Origin of the sequence: Streptomyces sp. NPDC051738, assembly GCF_044453205.1 — a bacterium.
Taxonomy (GTDB): Bacteria; Actinomycetota; Actinomycetes; order Streptomycetales; family Streptomycetaceae; genus Streptomyces.
On sequence record NZ_JBITCM010000004.1, the window covers coordinates 503,328 to 525,025 of the forward strand.

Here is a 21,698-nt window from a genome sequence, read left to right on the forward strand (position 1 = left end):
CGGCCCGTTTTTTTGTGCGCCTCGCACCCTGAAGCAGGCGCCAGCAACAGGCACCGCTACCCTGCATGTGCGGGGACCGCCACCGTACGGAGGGGCTGACAATCACGTGAACCTGCGCGACAAGCTGCGCGGCCTGCTGGTCAGGCTGTACGCACGCCGGGTGGAAGGTCACCTGGACCACGCTCAGGTGCCCAAGCACATCGGCGTGATCGTGGACGGCAGCCGGCGCTGGGCGAAGGCCGCCGGCTCCACCGCCGTCGACGGCCACCGTGCCGGTGCCGAGAAGATCGAGGAGTTCCTCGGCTGGTGCACCGAGACGGACGTCGAGGTCGTCACCCTCTGGCTGCTGTCGACGGACAACTTCAACCGGCCACCGGAAGAGCTCGGCCCCCTGCTCGGCATCATCGAGGACGTGGTCCGCACCCTCGCCGCCGACGGACGCTGGCGGGTCCACCACGTCGGCGCCCCCGACCTGCTGCCCTCCCCGATGCAGGCCGCCCTCAAGGAGGCCGAGGAGTCCACGGCCCACATCGACGGGATACTGGTCAACGTCGCCATCGGCTACGGCGGCCGCCAGGAGATCGCCGACGCCGTACGGTCGATGCTGCTGGACGCGCAGACCAAGGGCACCTCGATGGAGGAGCTCGCCGAGTCCGTCGACATCGACATGATCGGCCGCCACCTCTACACGAGCGACCAGCCCGACCCCGACCTCGTGATCCGCACCAGCGGCGAGCAGCGGCTGTCCGGATTCATGCTCTGGCAGACGGCCCACTCCGAGTACTACTTCTGTGAGGTCTTCTGGCCGGCCTTCCGCAAGGTCGACTTCCTGCGCGCCCTGCGAGACTACGCGGCCCGGCACCGGCGTTACGGCGGCTGAGCCGCTTTCCGGCGCTCTCATCGCCGTATCGGGGCGAGACGCCCTCTCCGGGACAGAAGTAACAAGGAGTTCACCAGCGCGCCGTCATATGCGCTGGCATGGCAGCGCATGTTCGAGGGCATAAGCCAAGCAGGTCGACACCCGAACCACGGGTGTCGTATCTCAGCGGGCGGCGCCGGAGCCGTCCGCCCGGGAGGCCCTTTGCACCAGCCCCACCGTGCGGTCACGGCACGGAAGAAGACGCGGGGGGCCGGTTTTCGGCCCGTGCAGAGCGGCCGACGACCGGTCCAGCTCCACTCCGTCGCTCCCCGACCTCATCCGAGGGGGTACGTCCTTCCGTGGTGACCAGCACAAAGCGCCACAAGCCAGACCGGCGCACCTACGTTCTCGACACCAGCGTCCTGCTGGCCGACCCAGGCGCCCTGAACCGCTTCGACGAGCACGAGGTCGTGCTCCCCATCGTCGTGGTGACGGAACTGGAGGCCAAGAGGCACCATCCCGAACTCGGCTACTTCGCCCGGCAGGCACTGCGCCTGCTCGACGAGTTCCGGGTCCGGCACGGTCGGCTCGACGCCCCCATCCCGATCGGGGACCTCGGCGGGACCGTCCGTGTCGAGCTCAACCACTCGGACCCCAGCGTTCTGCCGACCGGCTACCGTCTGGGGGACAACGACTCCCGCATCCTCGCGGTCGCCCGCAATCTGCAGGCCGAGGGGTTCGACGTCACCGTCGTGTCGAAGGACCTGCCGCTCAGGATCAAGGCCTCGTCCGTCGGCCTCCTCGCCGAGGAATACCGCGCCGAGCTCGCCATCACGGACTCGTCCGGCTGGACCGGAATGTCCGAACTGACCCTGCCCGGCGAACAGGTGGACATCCTCTTCGAGGAGGGGCACGTCTACGTCCCCGAGGCCGCCGACATGCCCGTGCACACCGGGCTGACGATCCACTCCGAGCGCGGCAAGGCGCTGGGCCGGATCACGCCCGAGGGCAACGTCCGGGTGGTGCGCGGCGACCGGGAGGCCTTCGGCATCAAGGGCCGCAGCGCCGAGCAGCGGATCGCGCTCGATCTGCTCCTCGACCCGGACGTCGGCATCGTCTCCATGGGCGGCCGGGCCGGCACCGGCAAGTCGGCGCTCGCGCTGTGCGCGGGTCTGGAGGCGGTCCTGGAGCGCCGTCAGCACAAGAAGGTGATGGTCTTCCGGCCGCTGTACGCGGTGGGCGGGCAGGAACTCGGCTATCTGCCCGGCTCCGAGGCCGAGAAGATGAGCCCCTGGGCGCAGGCGGTCTTCGACACGCTGTCCGCGGTCACCAGCCGCGAGGTCATCGAAGAGGTCACCGCGCGGGGAATGCTGGAGGTGCTTCCGCTCACCCACATCCGCGGGCGCTCGCTGCACGACGCGTTCGTGATCGTGGACGAGGCGCAGTCACTGGAAAGGAATGTCCTGCTGACGGTTCTGTCCCGAATTGGCGCCAATTCACGGGTCGTTCTGACCCATGACGTGGCCCAGCGGGACAATCTGCGGGTCGGGCGCTACGACGGTGTCGTCGCCGTCGTGGAGAAGCTGAAGGGACATCCGCTCTTCGCCCACGTCACGCTGACGAGGTCCGAGAGGTCCCAGATCGCCGCCCTTGTGACCGAAATGCTGGAGGACGGGCAGATCTGACCCAAGTGCTCAACTTGCGGTAGCTACTCGTTGGTTGGCGCCGTTCGGAAAGGCAGTGAGCCTATCCGGGCGGCGCCTTGGCGTGTGCGGCTTTCCGTAAAACCCCTGGGACAAACGAGGTGTGAGCTTTCACACGCAACTCGGAATTGCCTTGCGGTGTCCGGGTGCGGCAGAGTCTCACTCCTGTCAGGCCCCGCATACGACACATCTGTGCCCCCAGCGGTACGGCACCACAGCAACACCACAGCTAACTCCATAGCGTCGTCGTATGCCGCCCGAGTCTCACGTGGCGCTCCCCTTCCGGGAGTTGCCCCACCGGGTCCGAGCCTCCCGTGACCCCGCAGTTGGGAGGCCAGCGCCAGGGGCACGATTGCGTCCGCCAGGGTCACCGAAGCGGACGATGCTGGAAGGAAACCGTGTGAGTCCGATTTCGGTCAGGGGATTCGCAGTGGCCTCGGCCACCGCGGTCACCGCTGTCGGAAGCGTCGTCGGCGTTGCCTCGGGCAGCACCGCGCAGAACAACGACGCCGAGGCGACGGCTGCCGATTCGACGCTCCTCGCGGACATACCCGCGGGCCAGCAGGCCCAGGTGCAGATCGAGTCCATGTCGGCGCAGGCCGATGTCCAGGCCATCGCCGCGGACGCGAGCGCCAAGAAGGACGCGGAGGAAGCGGCCCGCAAGGCTGCCGCCCAGAGCGCGATCGAGAAGAAGGAAGCCGCCGAGAAGGCCGAGAAGGCGGCGCAGGAAGCCAAGGAGCGCGAAGAGGCCGAGGCCAAGGCCTCCCGTGACGCCTCCGACTTCCCGGTCTACGGCTCCTACAGCATCGACCAGATCCAGTCGATGGCGCGCCAGATGGTGCCGAGCGACCAGTTCCAGTGCTTCAGCAACATCGTGGACCACGAGTCCGACTGGAACTACAAGGCCGTCAACCCGTCTTCGGGCGCCTACGGTCTCTTCCAGGCCCTGCCCGGTTCCAAGATGTCGTCCGTCGGCTCGGACTGGCAGACGAACCCGGCCACCCAGATCAAGTGGGGCCTCAACTACATGAACGACCGCTACGGCAGCCCGTGCGGCGCCTGGGACTTCTGGCAGGCCAACAACTGGTACTGAGTCTGCGCTCAACCCTGTGGAGCCCCTCACCGTCCTTCGGTGAGGGGCTTTCGCGTGCCTCCGTGCAACGCCATGTACGGTCGGACGGAACGACTCCAGGGGGGAGTGGTGAGGAGAGACGGGGGAAGAGGACGGATCATGTCGCGAGTTCCTGGGTGGCTCGGCCGGCTCGGCGCCGGACTGAGCGAGATGAGCGAGCGGTTGGACGAGCGTCGCGCCGCGGTGGAACGGGAGAGCGACGAGCTCCAGCCGGTACGGCGGTCCACCGCCACCGTGCCTGACGCCGCCGCTGAGGCCTCACCGCCGCCCGCCGACCACGTCCCCCGGCCCCCCGACTACGCGCCCACGGCTCCGCCGCCCCGCCCCGACCCCGCACAGGTCGTGCCGTGGGGCGTACGGGTCGCGGCGGAGGCCGGCTGGCGGCTGCTGGTGCTGGCCGGCACGGTCTGGGTGCTGATGCGGGTCATCAGCGCCGTCCAACTCGTCGTGTTCGCCTTCGTCATCGCGCTGCTCCTCACCGCGCTGATGCAGCCCTCGGTGGCCTGGCTGACGCGGCGTGGCGTGCCGCACGGGTTCGCCACCGCCCTGACCGCGATCCTCGGGTTCGTCGTCATCGGGCTGATGGGCTGGTTCGTGACCTGGCAGGTCATGGAGAACATCGACAACCTCTCCGACCAGGTCCAGGACGGCATCGACGAGCTGCGCAACTGGCTGCTCAACAGCCCGTTCCACGTCACCGACAAGCAGATCAACGACATCGCCGAGAACCTCCGGGAGGCGATCGGCGCCAACACCGACGCGATCACCTCGGCGGGCCTCGAAGGCGTGACGGTCATCGTCGAGGCGCTCACCGGCATCCTGTTGGCGGCCTTCTCGACGCTGTTCCTGCTCTACGACGGCAAGCGGATCTGGCAGTGGACCCTCAAGCTGGTCCCGGCCGCGGCCCGTCCGGGTGTGGCGGGCGCCGGGCCGCGGGCCTGGGCGACGCTGACGGCGTATGTGCGCGGCACGGTGATGGTCGCCCTGATCGACGCCGTCTTCATCGGCATCGGCATCTACTTCCTCGACGTCCCCATGGCCGTCCCGCTCGCCGTCTTCATCTTCCTGTTCTCCTTCATCCCGCTCGTCGGCGCGGTGGCCTCCGGCGTGCTGGCCGTGGTCGTGGCCCTGGTGACACAGGGCGTCTTCACCGCGGTCATGACCCTCGCGGTCGTCCTCGCCGTGCAGCAGATCGAGGGCCACATCCTCCAGCCGTTCATCCTCGGCCGCGCGGTCCGCGTCCATCCGCTGGCGGTGGTGCTGTCGGTGGCGGCCGGCGGCATGGTGGCGGGGATCGGCGGCGCGGTGGTGGCCGTACCGCTGGTGGCGGTGACGAACACGATCGTGGGGTATCTGCGGGCGTACTCGCAGGAGGCGGCGCTTCGCTACGCACCTGAACCGAGGGGGGCGACGGCGGTGGGTGTGGCTGCGGTGGACCCGCCGCCCGCGAAGGACAAGTCGGCGCCGGAGCAATGACAAGGGCCCGTTCACCCTGAGGGTGAACGGGCCCCGCGTTTCCTCGGCGAAGGGCTACTCCGCCAGAATCGCTTCGGCGTCCAGCGTGACACCGACCGCCTGAATGACGGACGCGATCTTGAAGGCCTCCTGGACCGTCTCGCGGTCCACCCCCGCCTTGCGCAGCACCTGCTCGTGCGAGTCGAGGCACAGGCCGCAGCCGTTGATGGCGGACACCGCGAAGGACCACAGCTCGAAGTCGACCTTGTCGACGCCGGGGTTGCCGATGACGTTCATACGGAGCCCCGCGCGCAGGTTGCCGTACTCGTGGTCGGACAGCAGGTGCCGGGTCCGGTAGAAGACGTTGTTCATCGCCATCACCGCGGCGGCGGACTTGGCCGCGTGGTACGCCTCGGGCGAGAGGTTCGCCTTGGCCTCCGGCGCCAGCTCGCGCAGCACGATCGGGGAGCGGGAGGCGATCGCGGTGGCGAGCACCGTGCCCCACAGTTGCTGCGCGGGCAGGTCCGAATTGCCGATGACCGAGCCCAGGTTGAGCTTCAGGTCCTTGGCGTAGTCCGGTACGCGGGACTTGAGGGAGTCGAGGGACATGTCACTCACTCTCCGGCAAGCAGCTTGACCGGGTCCAGGGTGTCCTCGCCCTTGGTCCAGTTGCACGGGCACAGCTCGTCCGTCTGGAGCGCGTCCAGGACCCGCAGGACCTCCTTGGGGTTACGGCCGACGGAGCCGGCGGTCACCATGGAGAACTGGATCTCGTTGTTCTGGTCGACGATGAACACGGCACGCTTGGCGAAGCCGTCCTCGCCCTCGATGCCGAGGTCGCGCATCAGCTCGTGCTTGGAGTCGGCCAGCATCGGGAACGGCAGGTCGCGCAGGTCGTCGTGGTCCTTGCGCCAGGCGTGGTGCACGAACTCCGAGTCACCGGAGAACCCGAGGACCTGGGCGTCACGGTCGGCGAACTCCTCGTTCAGCTTGCCGAAGGCCGCGATCTCGGTCGGGCAGACGAAGGTGAAGTCCTTCGGCCAGGCGAAGACGATCTTCCACTTGCCCTCGTAGGTCTTGTGGTGGATCGTCTCGAACTCCTTGCCCTTCTCCAGCGAGACGCAGGCGGTCAGTTCGAACTCGGGGAACTTGTCACCGACAGTGAGCACACGCTCTCCTTGCAGCGAAGAGACACCTGTGTCTGTACAGGTGTCTCCCATGGGTTGGACCTTACCGATCCTGGCACAGGCTGCATTGATACGGGAAATAGCTACACTCGCTGGGGTTGATCGGAGGTATGTATCAATGAGGGTGTCTGTCAGTGACCGCTGGTAAGAGGAGACAGCCGAGCCTCGCGCAGTTGCGGGCCTTCGCCGCCGTGGCCGAGCACCTCCACTTCCGTGACGCCGCCGCCGCGATCGGTATGAGCCAGCCCGCGCTGTCCGGTGCCGTGTCCGCCCTGGAGGAGACCCTCGGGGTCACCCTGCTGGAGCGGACGACCCGCAAGGTGCTCCTCTCGCCCGCCGGTGAGCGGTTGGCCGTACGGGCGAAGGCGGTGCTGGCGGAGGTCGCGGCGCTGATGGAGGAGGCAGAGGCGGTGCGGGCGCCGTTCACCGGTGCCCTGCGCCTCGGAGTCATCCCGACGGTGGCGCCGTATCTGCTGCCGACCGTCCTGCGCCTCGTCCACGACCGCTATCCGCACCTCGACCTCCAGGTACACGAGGAGCAGACCGCCAGCCTCGTCGAGGGGCTCACCACCGGCCGCCTGGATCTGCTGCTGCTCGCCGTCCCTCTCGGCGTGCCCGGCATCGCCGAACTCCCGCTCTTCGACGAGGACTTCGTGCTCGTCACCCCGCTCGACCACCGGCTCGGCGGCAGGGAAGGCATCCCGCGCGAGGCCCTGAGGGAGCTGAACCTGCTGCTCCTGGACGAGGGGCACTGCCTGCGCGACCAGGCGCTCGATATTTGCCGGGAGGCCGGCCGCGGAATCAAAGGGGCGGGGCGAAGCCCCTCGGTTGAGGGTGGTGGTGGGAGACGGGAGGGCGCCCCGGTGACCACAACGGCCGCCGGGCTGTCCACGCTCGTCCAGCTCGTCGCGGGCGGCCTCGGCTGCACGCTGCTGCCGAGGACCGCCCTCAAGCTGGAGACGACCCGCAGCAGCCAACTCCTCACCGGCTACTTCGCGCACCCCGCCCCCACCCGCCGCGTCGCCCTCGCCATGCGGACGGGGGCGGCGCGGGGCGCGGAGTACGAGGAACTGGCGGCGGCCCTGCGGGAGGCGTTGCGGCCGTTGCCCGTGCGGGTGGTGGGGGCCGACAGCTGAGCGTCGGCCCCCGGTGACTCACTCCGTGCGCAGCCCGTCCGGGCGCATCAGCCGCAGCAGGGGCGGCAGGCTGAGGACCGTCACCGCGAGGACGACCGCGGCGCCGATGCCCGTCATCGACAGCACGCTCGCCCAGTCCACGCTCACCGTGGAGTCGACCATCTTCAGCAGTACCGCGCCCAGCGTCAGTCCCACCACCGAGGCCAGCAGCAGGCCCAGCGCGATCGGGATCGCCGTCTGCCACAGCACCGACAGGCTCAGCGTGCGGCGTCGGGTGCCGAAGGCGACCAGGGACGACAGCAGCTTCTTGCGCTCGCGCAGCTGCTCCAGCTGGGAGACCAGCAGGCTCGCGCCGATCAGCAGCAGCACGCAGGTCGCGCCGACGAACAGCCCGGTGCGGATGGACTGGAACTGCAGCGAGCGCGTGCTGGACGCCATGGTGTACACGTCCGAGAGGGGGGCGAGCCGCGCGGCGGTGTTGCGCGCGTATTCGGCGGCGTCCGGCTCCGACGGGTCCAGCTTGAGGAACACCTGCTGGTTCATGCCGGCTTTCGCGGCCTTGGGCAGCGCGGCGGGGGTGATCAGCAGGCCACCGCGCTCGTAGCCGGTCGGGTCCGCGCGCCGCTGCGCCGTCTTGATGCCGGACGGTACCTTCCAGGCCACCGTGTGGCTCGTCGACCCGGTGTATCCCGGGTCGAAGTACAGGGTGCCGCCCGGTTTGGTGAGCTTGGTCGTGTCACTGTCGTACTCGCCGCCGAGGATCTGGAAGATGTCGCCGTCCCGGCACGAGGCCAGGCGCGCGACATCCCGCAGCTGGGCGCAGTTGCCGACGGCCACCTCCACCGAGTTCTCCGGATCCTTCGCCTGATTCGCGACCGAGCCCAGGGAGACGGCCGAGGCCTGGCTCACGCCCTTGGTCTGCTGCAGCTGTCGGCTGACCTCGTCCAACGAGGCGTCGCCCTGCACGGAGACCTCCATCTGAGCCCGGTTCAGGTCGTTGGCCGTGTCCTTGGTGTAGTCGCCCTCGACCCCGGAGAACAGCATCTGCAGGGCGATCGCCCCGGCCACCGCGACGGCGATGCCGTTGACCATGCGGGCGGCCGAGCCGCTGCTCAACTGCAGCCTGCGAACGGCCAGTTGCCAGGAGACCGGTCCCGTGTTCAGCCGGGCCACCACGGCCTCGACGATCCACGGCAGCAGCGCGGTGATGCCGACCAGCAGCAGCACGGTGCCGCCGATCACCATCCACTGGTTGAACTCCCCGTTGGTGTTGCCCTGCCCCACCATCGGGTACAGCAACGCCAGGCCGCCCAGCGGCAGCAGCAGCCGCCACCACAGCCGACGGCGCGGGGGCTTCGCCGTACGGACCACACCGAGCGGCTCGATGACGACCCCGCGCAGCGCGAACAGCGTCACCAGGACCGCCGCGGCCGGTACGGCGACGGCGACCAGCGCGGCGAGCGCGGGCGACGGGTTGAGGTCGCTCGGGAACACGCTGATGTCCCGCACCTCCAGCAGGGCCGCCAGCTCACGCCCCACCAGGAAGAAGCCGGTGCCGAAGACCAGCCCGAGCAGCGCCCCGGCGAGCGCCTCGCCGCCCGCGATCCGGCGCGCCATCCGCCCGTCCGCGCCGACCAGCCGGAGCGCCGCGAGCCGGCGGTCCCGGCGCTCGCCGCCGAAGCGCACGGCCGCCGCGATGAACACCGCGACCGGCAGCAGCAGGACGGTGAAGACGATCAGGATGAGCAGGAGCAGCACCGGGTCCAGCTCGTCCTCTGTGTTCCCGGGGGACGGGCCGAAGTAGTCGATGCGCTCGACGGAGCCGCCGGCCAGGTGGTCCTCCAGTCCGGAGGCGCCCGCGTAGTAGGCGAGTTCGGCGGGCCCGATGAGCCCGGCCTGCTGGATGGTGCCGGTGATCTCGTAAGGGAGGCGTTCGCGCAGCAGCTTGCCGGAGTCGGACTTCAGCAGCCGGTCCAGCGCGGGCGAGACGACCATCTCGTCTTTCGCGGGGAACTTCTCGACGCCCGGCGGCAGCGGCGCCCGCGCCCCCTCGGGCTCCAGCAGCCGACCGCGTACGTCCTTGCTGCGGAAGAAGGTGTCGGTGTGGGCGATGATCAGCGTGTCGTCGGCCTTCGGCATCACCTTGCCGCTGTACGTGAAGTCGTCCCGCGCGCTGCCGCGCTGGTTGCGCTCGGACAGCGCGCTCGGGATGGCCGTCGTCAGCAGCAGCAACGCCACGCCGAGCCCGACCCCGACGGCCGTCAGCAGGGCCCGGACCCAGCCCTCACGTCCGCCGGCGAAGGCGAACCGCACCCCCATGCCCAGATCCTTGGCCCACTGACCCACGCTCATACGACGCGCTCCATGTCCCGGGACTTGCCGTCCCGTACGACGATCTCGCGGTCGGAGTAGGCGGCGACCCGTGCCTCGTGCGTGACGAGGACGACGGCGGCGTTGGTCGACCGTGCCGCGTCCGTCAGCAGCTCCATCACGCGCTCGCCGTTGAGGGAGTCGAGCGCGCCGGTCGGCTCGTCGGCGAACAGCACGCGCGGGTTGGTGACCAGTGCACGGGCGACGGCGACGCGCTGCCCCTGACCGCCGGAGACCTCACCGGGCCGCTTCTTGCGCAGGTCGTCGACCTCCAGCCGCTCCATCCAGGTCAGGGCGGCCTTCTCGGCCTCCTTGCGGGAGGTCCCGTTCAGCCGCAGCGGAAGGGCGACGTTCTCGACGCAGGTCAACTCCGGTACGAGCTGCCCGAACTGGAAGACGAACCCGAACTCGGAGCGTCTGAGCGCACTGCGCTCGGCGTCGCTCATGGTGGCCAGCTCACGCCCGTTGTAGGTGATGGACCCGGAGTCGGGCGGCACGATTCCGGCGAGGCAGTGCAGCAGGGTCGACTTGCCGGAGCCGGACGGCCCCATGACGGCGACGACCTCGCCGGGGTGGATGGAGAACTCGGCGCCGTCGAGGGCGAGGGTCGGGCCGTAGGCCTTGCGCAGGTCCTCGGCCGCGAGCAGGGAACCGGGAGGCGGAGTCACTTGGTCACCACCTCGGCAAGCTTGTCGAGACGCGCGGCGGTGAGTTCCAGCCAGCGCAGGTCGGCCTCCAGGTGGAACAGGGCGTGGTCGCAGATCAGCTGATCGGCGAGGTCCCCCTTGCGCTTGCGGTCGGTGAGGATCCGCATCATCCGCAGGTGCTCGGCGCGCTGGGTGTCGAGGATGTCGGCCGCGTTGCGCCGGGTGAGCAGGGCGAGGACGACCTTGGTGTAGAGGGTCGACTGGAGGTACGGCTCCGGCTTCTCGGGCGTCGCGAGCCACGTCTGTACGTCGGTGATCCCGGCGTCCGTGATGGCGTACCGCTTGCGCTCGGGCCCGCCGCCGGGCTCGATCCCGTCGACCTCGACGAGGCCGTTCTTCAGCAGCCGGGACATCGTCGAGTAGACCTGGCCGTAGTGCAGCGGCCGGTCGTGACCGAACTTCTCGTCGAAGGCCCGCTTCAGGTCGTAGCCGTGGCGGGGGCCCGATTCCAGGAGCCCTAGAAGGGTGTGACCGATGGACATGGCCAGGACAATACACCGGGTGTATACGCGGCATGTATACGCGGAGTGTGTAGATCATGGCGTGGGGTGTGAAGCCCCAGGTGGGGGCCGATTGTCACGGTTCTGCTACTGGGACTCGGGCGGATTCGCCGACGGGCGTCCCCTGCGGGGAATCGGCTTGGCCTCACCCGGCAGCCGCCCCGCCTCCGCGAGGGCGCGCCGCAGCAGGAACTCGATCTGTGCGTTGGCCGAGCGCAGCTCGTCCCCCGCCCACCGCGCCAACGCGTCGTACACGGACGGGTCGAGCCGCAGCAGCACCTGCTTGCGCTGCGGCCGACCCTGGGGGGCCGAACCCCCGGCGGGAACCGTCACTGGTAGAGCGTCCCGGTGTTGAGGACCGGCTGTGGGGCCCGGTCGCCGCACAGCACCACCATCAGGTTCGACACCATCGCCGCCTTCCGCTCGTCGTCCAGCTCCACGATGTCCTGCTCGGAGATCCGCGCGAGCGCCGCCTCGACCATGCCGACCGCCCCGTCGACGATCTGCCGCCTGGCTGCGACGACCGCTCCGGCCTGCTGCCGCTGGAGCATCGCGGAGGCGATCTCGGGAGCGTACGCGAGATGCGTGAAGCGGGACTCGATGATCTGCACTCCGGCCGCCTCCACGCGCGCGTGCAGTTCGAAGGCGAGCTTCTCGGTGATCTCCTCGGCGTTGCCGCGCAGCGACAGGCCGCCCTCGTCATGGGCGTCGTAGGGGTACTCGATGGCGATGTGCCGCACGGCGGCCTCCGTCTGAGTGGCCACGAACTCCAGGTAGTTGTCCACCTCGAAGCTCGCCTGCGCGGTGTCCTCGACCTTCCACACCACGACCGCGGCGAGCTCGATCGGGTTGCCGTAGGCGTCGTTGACCTTGAGGACGGCCGTCTCGTGGTTGCGGACCCGGGTCGAGATCTTCGTGCGGGACGTGAGGGGGTTCACCCAGCGCAGCCCGTCCTGCCGGATCGTCCCCCGGTACCGCCCGAAGAGCTGGACGACCCGCGCCTCGCCCGGCGCGACCATGTTCAGTCCGCACATCGCCAGGATCGCGGCGATGACGACCAGGATCCCGGCGATGATCAGCACCGCCTTGCCGCCGGCCCCGGAGACGGCCCCGGCGCCGACGAGCAGCCCCGCGCCGAGCAGCAGTCCGACCAGCCCCAGCAGCAGGGCGAGCCCGCCGCCGATGCTGTGCGCGGTGAACTCGCGCACCTGGGGTGCGGGCATCTCGGGTACGTCGGGTGCCTCGGCGGCGACGGATGCCGCGTCGTTCTTGTCGTTCAACATGGGTGGTTTCCCCCGTTTCGTCTGGAAATCTCAGTCGACTTCCCATATCGCTTGTCTATCTAAGTGATATCACTTTACCCCGAGCGGGCAACCCTATGCGTCCCTCGGCCGTCGGTTCCTGTGGGACGGGTGCTGATTGTCACGTCCGTAAAAGCCCGGATCGGCCGTCCTTTGTCACAACTTCCGGTGTTAGCTTTCTGAGCTGACCTGAGCGGCGAACCTGTGTGGCGGGAGCGCACACAAGAGCGAAGCGGAGCGGAACGGACCCATGGGACGAGCGGAAGAGAGACGAGCGCGTCAGCGTGGTGGCCGTCGCGCCGCCCCCCAGCGCTCTGCAGCGACACCGTCGGCCGCCGCCGGAGGCGACTCGGTCACCGTGGTGGGCTCGGCGCCCGTCCCGGGAGGCCGGGCCGCCGCCCGCAGAGCGGCCAGAGGGACGGGCAGGGGCGGTGCCGGAAAGGGCGGTGCCGGTAAGGGCCGAATACGCCGGCTCTTCACCTGGAAGAAGATGCTCGGCACGTTCCTCGGCATCTGCCTGCTCGGCATCGGTGCCTTCATCGCGCTGTATCTGTACGTGGACATCCCGAAGGACAACGCCGCCGCCCAGGCCGCCCAGCGCCAGAGCAACGTCTACAAGTACAGCGACGGCACGACCACCCTGGCCCGTGACGGCGAGGTCAACCGCGAGATCGTGGACCTGACCAAGGTGCCGAAGAAGGTCCGGTACACCTTCGTCGCCGCCGAGAACAAGTCGTTCTACAACGACAACGGCATCGACCTGAAGGGCACGGCCCGAGGTCTGCTCAACACGGTGATGGGCAAGGGCGCGCAGGGTGGCTCGACGATCACCCAGCAGTACGTCAAGAACTACTACCTCAGCCAGGAACAGACGGTCAGCCGCAAGCTCAAGGAGATGGTCATCTCCTTGAAGGTCGACCGCCAGATGTCGAAGGACGAGATCCTCGCCGGCTACATCAACACCAGCTACTACGGCCGCGGCGCCTACGGCATCCAGGCCGCCGCCCAGGCCTACTACCGCGTCGACGCCGACAAGCTCTCCGTCGAACAGGGCGCGTATCTCGCCGCGTTGCTGCAGGCGCCGAGCCAGTACGACTGGCAGGCCGCGTCCGACACCGGCAAGCGGCTGGTGCAGGCCCGCTGGAACTACGTCCTGGACAACATGGTCGAGGAGGGCTGGCTGGACAAGGCCGAGCGCCAGGGCATGACGTTCGAGGCGCCGAAGGAGCCGAAGCCCACCGCCGGCCGGGAGGGCCAGAAGGGCTATCTGATCGAGCTCGCCAACCGTCAGCTGGAGGACCAGCTGATGAAGCAGCAGGGCCTCACCCGCTCGCAGGCCGAGGCCGCGGTCGTCGACCAGGGCTGGACCATCACCCTGAACATCGACAAGAAGAAGCAGTCCGAGCTGGAGAAGGCCGTCAAGGCACAGCTGACCAGCCAACTGGACAAGAAGAAGCGCAAGGTCGACGCGGACATCCAGGCCGGCGCCGTCTCCGTCGACCCCAAGACGGGCAAGGTCGTCGCGCTGTACGGCGGCGTGGACTACTTCAAGCACTACACGAGCAACGCGACCCGCACGGACTACCAGCCCGCCTCGACGTTCAAGCCGGTGATCCTGGCCGCCGCGCTGGAGGAGAACGCCGAGACCCGGTCCGGCAAGCCGATCACCGCGAACACGATCTACGACGGCACCAGCAAGCGGCCGGTCGTGGACAGCAACGGCGACAAGGTCGGCTTCGCCCCCGAGAACGAGGACGACCGGGACTACGGCGACGTCACCGTTCAGACGGCGATGAACAAGTCCATCAACTCCGTCTTCGCGCAGATGGGCGTCGACGTGGGCATGAAGAACGTCATGGACGTGGCCGGCCAGCTCGGCATGGACACCACCAACGAACAGGCCGTACCCGCCCAGACCCTGGGCACCATGGGCGCGAGCCCGCTGCAGATGGCCGGGGTGTACGCCACGCTCAACAACCACGGCAAGAAGGTCACCCCGAGCATCATCAAGGCGGTCGAGCACAACAGCCAGGCGGTCGACATACCGAACCCGATCGGCGAGCAGGTCATCAGCCGCGAGTCCGCCGACACGGTGACCTCCGTGCTGACGGGTGTGGTCGACGACGGTACGGCCCAGCAGTCGGTGGCGAACAACTCCAAGCGCGACGGCCAGAAGGTCGCCGGCAAGACGGGTACGTCCGACGACAACAAGTCGGCCTGGTTCACCGGCTACACGCCGGACCTGGTGACCTCGGTGGGCCTGTTCGGCGAGGACGACAAGGCCCCGCACCCGCAGGTCGCGATGTACGGCGCGGGCGGCAACGACCGTGTCAACGGCGGTGGCTACCCGGCGGAGATCTGGGCGGCGTACATGTTCGGCGTGACGAAGGCGAACGCCAAATTCGACCTCGACACCGACCAGGGCGCGGCGGTCCAGCCGACCTGGACGCCGACTCCGACCCAGGAGCCGACGACCCAGGAGCCGACGGAGGAGCCGACGACCCAGAAGCCGACGGAGACCCCGACGACCGAGGAGCCGACGGAGACGCCGACGACGGAGGAGCCGACGGAGGAGCCGACGACCGAGCCGGCCCCGACAGCCCCGACGGACGAGCCGACGGACGACATCACCTTGGACCCGGTCAGACCCGGAAACGACCAGTAGGACAGCGCCCTGAAGGGGCGCGGGGAACTGCGCGACCAGCCACGACACACCAGTGGTCGGCGGTCCGCAGTTCCCCCTGCGGCGCTCAGCTGCGATTCAACTCGAACCAGACGACTTTCCCGGTACTCAACCGAGTGGCGCCCCAGCGACGGGCGAGTCGGTTGACGAGGTACAACCCCCGCCCGCCCTCATCCGTGGCCCGGGCCTGCCGCAACCGTGGCAGCTGCGGCACATCGTCGCCGACCTCGCAGCGCAGCACATCGGTGCGCAGCAGCCGCAGCGTCACCGGCCGCGAGGCATACCGCACCGCGTTGGTCACGACCTCGCTGACCAACAGCTCGACGGAGTCGGTGAGTTCCTCCAGTCCCCAGCGGGCCAGCGCACGCCGCGCCAGCCGCCTGGCGCGACCCGGCGCCGCGTCCTCGGGCTCCAGGAACCAGTACGCCACATCGCTCGGCGCGATCCCGTCGAAGCGGGCGGCGAGCAGCGCGATGTCGTCGTCGCGGTCGCCGGGGCCCAGCATGTCGAGTACCTCGTCGCAGAGGGCCTCCAGCGGCGGCGGGTGATCGGGGCCGGTGAGCTGGGCGGTCGCGGCCAGCTTCTCGCGCAGCTGCTCTATGCCGGTCCATACGTCGCGCAGGCGGGACTCGACGAGGCCGTCGGTGTACAGAAGCAGCGTCGCTCCGGCCGGCGCGTCCAGCTCCACGGCCTCGAAGTCGACGCCACCGACGCCGATCGGCGCGCCCGCCGGAACCCGCAGCACCTCCGCGCGACCGCCCAGGTGCAGCAGGACGGGCGGCGGATGGCCGGCGTTGGCGATGGTGATGCGGTGCGATACCGGGTCGTAGACGGCGTAGAGGCAGGTCGCCATGCGGTCGGTGCCCAGCCGCTGGGCCTGCTCGTCGAGGTGGTGCAGGACCTCCTGCGGGGGCAGGTCGAGCCCGGCGAGGGTCTGCGCCGTGGTGCGCAGCTGGCCCATGATCGCGGCCGAGGTCATGGAGTGGCCCATGACGTCACCGACGACCAGCGCCACACGGCTGCCCGGCAGCGGGATCGCGTCGTACCAGTCGCCGCCCACCCGGGCGGTCTCGGCCGCCGGAAGGTAGCGGGAGGCCAGCCGCACGCCCGTCGGACGCGGCAGCGTCTCCGGCAGCATGGTGCGCTGGAGCTCGTCGGCGATGTACGCCTCACGGCCGTACAGCACCGCCTTGTCGATGCCGAGCGCGCTGTGCGTGGCGAGCTGCGCGGCGACCAGGAGGTCGTCGGGCTCGAAGGCCAGACGGTCGGGGCGGCGCAGGAAGACGGCGGCGCCGATGACGCGACGGCGGCCCCGCAGCGGGGCGAGGATGGCGCGCTGCCCGTCGGGGATGATCAACTCGCCGTCGTCGCCGAGGAGTTCGGGAAGGGCGGCGCGGGCGGCGGGCGCGTCGGCGAAGACGGGTCGTACGCCGCGCAGTACCTCGGCGAGCGCGCCGCCGGGCCGTACCTCGCACAGCTCGGCGGTGAGAGCCGACAGCTCGGCCAGCTCGGTCGGCTCCGACTGGGCCTGCGCGGGCAGGAAGCCGCCGTCGGTGTCCCGCTCCTCGGGGATGCGGTCGGTGCGGCGCAGGCGCAGGACGACGGGGCCGGTGGGCCGTTCGTCGCCGACGGGGAGCGGGTCGCGCAGATAGACGAGGATCGCGTCGGAGAAGGTCGGCACGGTCGCCCGGCACAGCCCCATCACGATCTCGTCCAGGTCTATGCCGCGGGCGATCCGCCGGGTCGCGGCGCCGACGAAGCGCAGCCGGTCGCCGTCCCGCCGCATCGGCGTGGGACGCCCGGGCGCCACGCCCTGCCCGGTGCGCCGCTCGGCGGACGCCTGCGGCTGCTCGGTGCCCTGCTGGGGCGGTATGGCCTCCGATACGGGCCGCGGCCGGTGTGTGTCGGACTCGGCGGCGACGGAGGGCTGTGAGTGCTCGGGGCCGTTGCCGGCGATGACTGGGGGCTCCTTGCTCGGGCCGGACGGCGTGGTGGTGCCCGGCGTGGAGGGGGTGTCTCCGGTGCGCGCCTGTACGGGTAAGGCGGCACCGCCGCCGCGGGCGCCGTCGCCAGGTGTGCGCGGCGGCGTGGAGTGCGTCGTCGGCGGTGTCGAGGTACGCACAAGCGCCCCGCGGGACTCCGCGGGGTCGACGCCCGTCTCGGGGCGTTCGAAGGAGGTCGGCTGCTCCGTCACGCCTCTCGAATCCATCCGTCCGGGGCTGCGCGCCACGCGCGCGGTTCTTCCCGCCGAAACTCCGATACCCGGAATACGTGCCCCAGGAACGGAATTCCCGCGTGGTCAGAGGCAGTTCCTGTGCTGCCGGTGGAGCGTCTGCTCGTCCCGGCGTTGCCCTGGTAACCCTCGCTCACGTCCTGCCGCCCCTCGGTGACGATCGGTCAAGCCCGGCGCGCTCTCCGGTAGTTGCTCTTGCGCGCCCTTGCGGAGGACGATCCTACGTTTGTTGCCCGGGGGCGCATCAAGAGTCTCATGAGGACAGATGCGCGGGCGTGCGATCCCAGTCCTCAGGCAAAGAAGGTACAGCCCAGGAGGGATCCGGGCGCCAGTGCGGCCAGCGGTCGCCGAACGGAGGCCCCCAGGCCTGGATCACCTCCACCGCGTCCCGCCCCGCCTCCCGCACCCGCGCGGCGAGCCGTTCGTCGATCAGCCCGTCCCGCTGGGCCTGCGCGAACTCGTCCTCGTCCCGCCAGTGCCAACTGCGGTCCGGGTGCACGGAGATGTCCAGGAAGTGGTCCTCGGAGTCCACCCCGCCCGCCCAACGGGCCAGTGGCTCCTCAAGATTCACGTACCAGTTCTTGAACTGCCACCCGGGATCCCAGAACAACCACACCGACCACGGGTCACCGGGTCGCGCGAGCTTCAGCACCCCGGTGCCGAACCAGCGGTCGAGCTGGACGGAACGCGGCTTGGTGTACCGCGTCTCAAGGGGCTCCAGGTGCACGGACGTTCCGTCGGCCAGCACCGGCTTGACGCACTGCGTGCCCGGAGCCAGCCAGACGGCGAGCAGCTCGTCGTCGTCCTGTACGACGGTGACGGGACGCGCGATGTGGAAGCGACGGCCGGCGTTCTCCCGGTACCGCCACAGGATCTGCGTCCCGGGCGCCCAGAAGCCCGTCGAGCCGCCCGCTTCCACTTCCGTCGTCACCGCTCCACCGTCTGCCATGAACAGATATTAGGTGCCACGGGCATACGACGCCGCAGCACGTGGCATGGTTCACGCCCGCAGCCGCCTTCCGGCGACGAAGGGTTACGGCCGCGTCATCCGCAGGACATCAAGGGCCTCGTCCAGCTGCTGAAGCGTGAGGTCACCGCGCTCCACGTACCCGTTCTCCAGGACGACTTGGCGGATCGTCCGCCGCTCCGCGAGCGCCTTCTTGGCGACCTTGGCGGCCTCCTCGTACCCGATGTACTTGTTGAGCGGCGTGACCACGGAGGGTGACGACTCGGCGTACTCCAGCGCCCGTTCGCGGTGGGCGACGATGCCGTCGACGGTGCGGTCGGCGAGCAGCCGGGAGGCGTTGGCGAGCAGCCGGATCGACTCCAGGACGTTCCTCGCGATGACCGGAAGCATCACGTTCAGCTCGAAGTTGCCGGCGGCTCCGGCGGTGGCCACGGTGGCGTCGTTGCCGATGACCTGCGCGGCGACCATGAGGACGGCCTCGGGGATGACCGGGTTGACCTTGCCGGGCATGATCGAGGACCCCGGTTGGAGGTCGGGGAGCGAGATCTCCGCGAGCCCGGTGCGCGGCCCGGACGACATCCACCGCAGGTCGTTCGCGATCTTCGTCAGCCCCACCGCGATGGTCCTGAGCTGCCCGCTGGTCTCGACGATGCCGTCCCGGGCGCCCTGCGCCTCGAAGTGGTCCCGCGCCTCGGTGAGCGGCAGCCCGGTGACGCGGGCCACCTCCTCGATGACGGCGGCGGAGAAGCCGGGGGGAGTGTTGATGCCGGTGCCCACCGCCGTGCCGCCGAGGGGGAGTTCGGCGAGGCGGGGGAGGGAGGCCTGGAGCCGCTCGACGCCGTACCGCACCTGGGCGGCGTAACCGCCGAACTCCTGGCCCAGCGTCACGGGCGTGGCGTCCATGAGGTGGGTCCGCCCCGACTTCACGACATCGGCGAACTCCCCGGCCTTGCGCTCCAGTGCGGCGGCGAGGTGCTCCAGGGCCGGGACCAGGTCGCGGGTGACGGCGGCGGTGGCGGCGATGTGGATGGAGGACGGGAAGACGTCGTTGGAGGACTGCGAGGCGTTGACGTGGTCGTTGGGGTGGACGTCCCGCCCGAGCCGCTCGGTCGCGAGGGTGGCGACGACCTCGTTGGTGTTCATGTTGGACGAGGTGCCGGACCCGGTCTGGAACACGTCGATGGGGAAGTGCTCGTCCCACCGCCCCTCGGCGACCTCGACCGCCGCATCCTGGATCGCCTCGGCGATGTCCTTGTCGAGCACGCCGAGGCGCGCGTTCACTTTCGCGGCCGCCCCCTTGATCCGGGCGAGGGCCTCGATGTGGGCCCGTTCGATGCGCTGCCCGGAGATGGGGAAGTTCTCGACGGCACGCTGCGTCTGCGCCCGCCACTTGGCGTCCGCCGGGACGCGGACCTCGCCCATGGAGTCGTGCTCGATGCGGTAGTCGCTCATACCTGGGTAAGCGTGACGGGCGGCGGGGTTGTTCCTGGGCTTGACCCATCCGTGGCCACCGAAGGAGTCTCGCCCCCGCCGCCCCCAGACCCCCGCTTCGGCCCTGAAGGGGGCCTCGTCCTCAAACGCCGGACGGGCTGAAAAACCAGCCCCTCCGGCGTTTGAGGAGCGGGGGTCCAGGGGGCAGAGCCCCCTGGCGGGGTCTGGGGCGGAGCCCCAGAAGGATGGGACGGGTAGGGGCGGCGGGGGCGAGAACTCTCCCCGCCGCACCGCAGGTACTACGCCAGCCCCGGCCCCCGCACCGGAATCGACGTGAACGTCGGCGCCGGCGCCGGGTCCTGGAAGAAGTCGTTGCCCTTGTCGTCGACGACAATGAACGCCGGGAAGTCCTCGACCTCGATCTTCCAGACGGCCTCCATGCCGAGCTCCTCGTACTCGACGACCTCGACCTTCTTGATGCAGTCCTGGGCGAGGCGCGCGGCGGGGCCGCCGATGGAGCCGAGGTAGAAGCCGCCGTGGGAGTCGCACGCGTCAGTGACCTGCTTGCTGCGGTTGCCCTTGGCCAGCATGACCTTGGAGCCGCCCGCCGCCTGGAACTGCTCGACGTAGCTGTCCATACGGCCGGCCGTCGTCGGGCCGAAGGAACCGGAGGCGTAGCCCTCGGGGGTCTTCGCGGGCCCGGCGTAGTACACCGGGTGGTCCTTCAGGTACTGCGGCATCTCCTCGCCCGCGTCCAGCCGCTCCTTGATCTTGGCGTGCGCGATGTCCCGGGCCACGACCAGCGGGCCGGTGAGCGAAAGCCGGGTCTTCACCGGGTACTTGGTCAGCTCGGCGAGGATGTCGTCCATCGGCTGGTTGAGGTCGATGCGCACGACGTCCGAGGACTCGTCGAGGTGCTCGTCCGTCGTCTCCGGCAGGAACCGCGCCGGGTCCGTCTCCAGCTGCTCCAGGAAGACGCCCTCGGCGGTGATCTTCGCGACGGCCTGCCGGTCGGCCGAGCAGGAGACGGCGATGGCGACGGGGCACGAGGCACCGTGCCGCGGCAGCCGCACCACGCGCACGTCATGGCAGAAGTACTTGCCGCCGAACTGCGCCCCGATCCCGATCTTCTGCGTGAGCTCGAAGACCTTGTCCTCCAGCTCCTTGTCCCGGAACCCGTGCCCGAGCGGCGAGCCCTCGGCCGGGATCTCGTCCAGGTAGTGCGCGGAGGCGTACTTCGCGGTCTTCAGCGCGTACTCGGCGGACGTACCGCCGACGACGATCGCCAGGTGGTACGGCGGGCAGGCGGCCGTACCCAGCGAACGGATCTTCTCCTCCAGGAACTTCATCATGGAGGCCTCGTTCAGGACGGCCTTGGTCTCCTGGTACAGGAAGGACTTGTTGGCGGAGCCGCCGCCCTTCGCCATGAAGAGGAACTTGTAGGCGCCGCCGTCGGTGGCGTACAGCTCGATCTGCGCCGGCAGGTTCGACCCGGTGTTCTTCTCCTCCCACATGGTGAGCGGAGCCATCTGCGAGTAGCGCAGGTTGAGGTTCAGGTAGGCGTCGTAGATGCCCTTGCTGAGGGCCGCCTCGTCGCCGCCCTCGGTCAGCACGTTCTGCCCGCGCTTGCCCATGACGATCGCCGTGCCGGTGTCCTGGCACATCGGCAGGACACCCGCCGCCGCGATGTTCGCGTTCTTCAGCAGGTCCAGCGCGACGAACTTGTCGTTGCTGGAGGCCTCCGGGTCGTCGATGATGCGCCGCAGCTGGGCCAGGTGCGCGGGCCGCAGGTAGTGCTGGATGTCGTGGATGGCCTCCTCGGCCAGCTTGCGCAGCGCCTCGGGCTCCACCTTGAGGAACGTCCGCCCGTCGGCCTCGAAGGTGGAGACACCTTCGGAGGTCACCAGCCGGTACGGGGTGGTGTCCTCTCCCATGGGGAGCAGATCGGTGTACGCGAACTCAGGCATGTCGCCCATTCCTCACTAAACAGACAGCGCGGCCAGCCTCCATCGGCAAGCGCCCACCAGCGTAGAA

At 69.5% G+C, this 21,698-nt stretch carries 17 protein-coding genes; 6 read left to right on the plus strand and 11 right to left on the minus strand.

Going from position 1 to position 21,698, the window contains the following annotated elements; genetic code table 11:
- Nucleotides 1-106 precede the first annotated feature (106 nt).
- The 4 genes from ACIA8X_RS12940 (at nucleotide 107) to ACIA8X_RS12955 (ending at nucleotide 5,170) form a co-directional block, all read left to right on the plus strand.
- On the plus strand, nucleotides 107-880 hold the full coding sequence (locus ACIA8X_RS12940; RefSeq protein ID WP_126394653.1) for an isoprenyl transferase: 774 nt from the start codon (nucleotides 107-109) through the stop codon (nucleotides 878-880).
- A gap of 338 nt (nucleotides 881-1,218) precedes the next feature.
- Complete coding sequence (locus tag ACIA8X_RS12945) at nucleotides 1,219-2,544, plus strand: PhoH family protein (RefSeq protein ID WP_399458301.1); 1,326 nt, start codon at nucleotides 1,219-1,221, stop codon at nucleotides 2,542-2,544.
- A gap of 418 nt (nucleotides 2,545-2,962) precedes the next feature.
- Nucleotides 2,963-3,655 (plus strand): transglycosylase SLT domain-containing protein, encoded by a 693-nt coding sequence (locus tag ACIA8X_RS12950; RefSeq protein ID WP_399458302.1) that lies wholly within the window; start codon nucleotides 2,963-2,965, stop codon nucleotides 3,653-3,655.
- A gap of 138 nt (nucleotides 3,656-3,793) precedes the next feature.
- The gene (locus ACIA8X_RS12955) at nucleotides 3,794-5,170 is read left to right on the plus strand and encodes an AI-2E family transporter (RefSeq protein ID WP_399458303.1); all 1,377 of its coding nucleotides are present in this window, start codon (nucleotides 3,794-3,796) and stop codon (nucleotides 5,168-5,170) included.
- Nucleotides 5,171-5,224: 54 nt separating this feature from the next.
- On the opposite strand, the gene ACIA8X_RS12960 is transcribed toward ACIA8X_RS12955, so the two are convergent.
- Complete coding sequence (locus ACIA8X_RS12960; protein ID WP_393448180.1) at nucleotides 5,225-5,758, minus strand: alkyl hydroperoxide reductase; 534 nt, start codon at nucleotides 5,756-5,758, stop codon at nucleotides 5,225-5,227.
- Between the two features lie 5 nt (nucleotides 5,759-5,763).
- Complete coding sequence (locus tag ACIA8X_RS12965; RefSeq protein ID WP_093904950.1) at nucleotides 5,764-6,318, minus strand: peroxiredoxin; 555 nt, start codon at nucleotides 6,316-6,318, stop codon at nucleotides 5,764-5,766.
- 152 nt (nucleotides 6,319-6,470) lie between these two features.
- Here ACIA8X_RS12965 and ACIA8X_RS12970 point away from each other — a divergent pair, with 152 nt between their 5' ends.
- Nucleotides 6,471-7,472 (plus strand): LysR substrate-binding domain-containing protein, encoded by a 1,002-nt coding sequence (locus ACIA8X_RS12970; protein ID WP_399458304.1) that lies wholly within the window; start codon nucleotides 6,471-6,473, stop codon nucleotides 7,470-7,472.
- An 18-nt stretch (nucleotides 7,473-7,490) separates the two neighbouring features.
- On the opposite strand, the gene ACIA8X_RS12975 is transcribed toward ACIA8X_RS12970, so the two are convergent.
- The 5 genes from ACIA8X_RS12975 to ACIA8X_RS12995 all read right to left on the minus strand — a co-directional run bounded on the left by ACIA8X_RS12975 (nucleotide 7,491) and on the right by ACIA8X_RS12995 (nucleotide 12,332).
- Complete coding sequence (locus ACIA8X_RS12975) at nucleotides 7,491-9,824, minus strand: FtsX-like permease family protein (RefSeq protein ID WP_399458305.1); 2,334 nt, start codon at nucleotides 9,822-9,824, stop codon at nucleotides 7,491-7,493.
- The gene (locus ACIA8X_RS12980; protein WP_393448174.1) at nucleotides 9,821-10,510 is read right to left on the minus strand and encodes an ABC transporter ATP-binding protein; all 690 of its coding nucleotides are present in this window, start codon (nucleotides 10,508-10,510) and stop codon (nucleotides 9,821-9,823) included. Before ACIA8X_RS12980 ends, ACIA8X_RS12975 begins: the two co-directional genes overlap by 4 nt.
- The gene (locus ACIA8X_RS12985) at nucleotides 10,507-11,031 is read right to left on the minus strand and encodes a PadR family transcriptional regulator (RefSeq protein ID WP_093904944.1); all 525 of its coding nucleotides are present in this window, start codon (nucleotides 11,029-11,031) and stop codon (nucleotides 10,507-10,509) included. The genes ACIA8X_RS12980 and ACIA8X_RS12985 overlap by 4 nt, the downstream gene beginning before the upstream one ends.
- Nucleotides 11,032-11,136: 105 nt before the next feature.
- A complete protein-coding gene (locus ACIA8X_RS12990) occupies nucleotides 11,137-11,382 on the minus strand; it encodes a hypothetical protein (protein WP_093904943.1) in 246 nt (81 codons plus the stop codon).
- The gene (locus ACIA8X_RS12995; RefSeq protein ID WP_393448171.1) at nucleotides 11,379-12,332 is read right to left on the minus strand and encodes an SPFH domain-containing protein; all 954 of its coding nucleotides are present in this window, start codon (nucleotides 12,330-12,332) and stop codon (nucleotides 11,379-11,381) included. Before ACIA8X_RS12995 ends, ACIA8X_RS12990 begins: the two co-directional genes overlap by 4 nt.
- A gap of 268 nt (nucleotides 12,333-12,600) precedes the next feature.
- Here ACIA8X_RS12995 and ACIA8X_RS13000 point away from each other — a divergent pair, with 268 nt between their 5' ends.
- Nucleotides 12,601-15,015, plus strand: a complete 2,415-nt coding sequence (locus ACIA8X_RS13000; RefSeq protein WP_393448169.1) for a transglycosylase domain-containing protein — start codon at nucleotides 12,601-12,603, stop codon at nucleotides 15,013-15,015.
- Between the two features lie 85 nt (nucleotides 15,016-15,100).
- Here the strand turns inward: ACIA8X_RS13000 and ACIA8X_RS13005 are convergent, their stop codons facing one another.
- The 4 genes from ACIA8X_RS13005 to ACIA8X_RS13020 form a co-directional block, all read right to left on the minus strand.
- The gene (locus ACIA8X_RS13005) at nucleotides 15,101-17,227 is read right to left on the minus strand and encodes a SpoIIE family protein phosphatase (protein WP_399458306.1); all 2,127 of its coding nucleotides are present in this window, start codon (nucleotides 17,225-17,227) and stop codon (nucleotides 15,101-15,103) included.
- Nucleotides 17,228-17,519: 292 nt separating this feature from the next.
- A complete protein-coding gene (locus tag ACIA8X_RS13010; protein WP_393448165.1) occupies nucleotides 17,520-18,215 on the minus strand; it encodes a DUF402 domain-containing protein in 696 nt (231 codons plus the stop codon).
- 84 nt (nucleotides 18,216-18,299) lie between these two features.
- Nucleotides 18,300-19,685, minus strand: coding sequence for a class II fumarate hydratase (locus ACIA8X_RS13015; RefSeq protein ID WP_393448163.1), 1,386 nt, complete (start codon nucleotides 19,683-19,685; stop codon nucleotides 18,300-18,302).
- Between the two features lie 278 nt (nucleotides 19,686-19,963).
- The gene (locus tag ACIA8X_RS13020; protein WP_393448161.1) at nucleotides 19,964-21,631 is read right to left on the minus strand and encodes a fumarate hydratase; all 1,668 of its coding nucleotides are present in this window, start codon (nucleotides 21,629-21,631) and stop codon (nucleotides 19,964-19,966) included.
- Nucleotides 21,632-21,698: the final 67 nt, after the last annotated feature.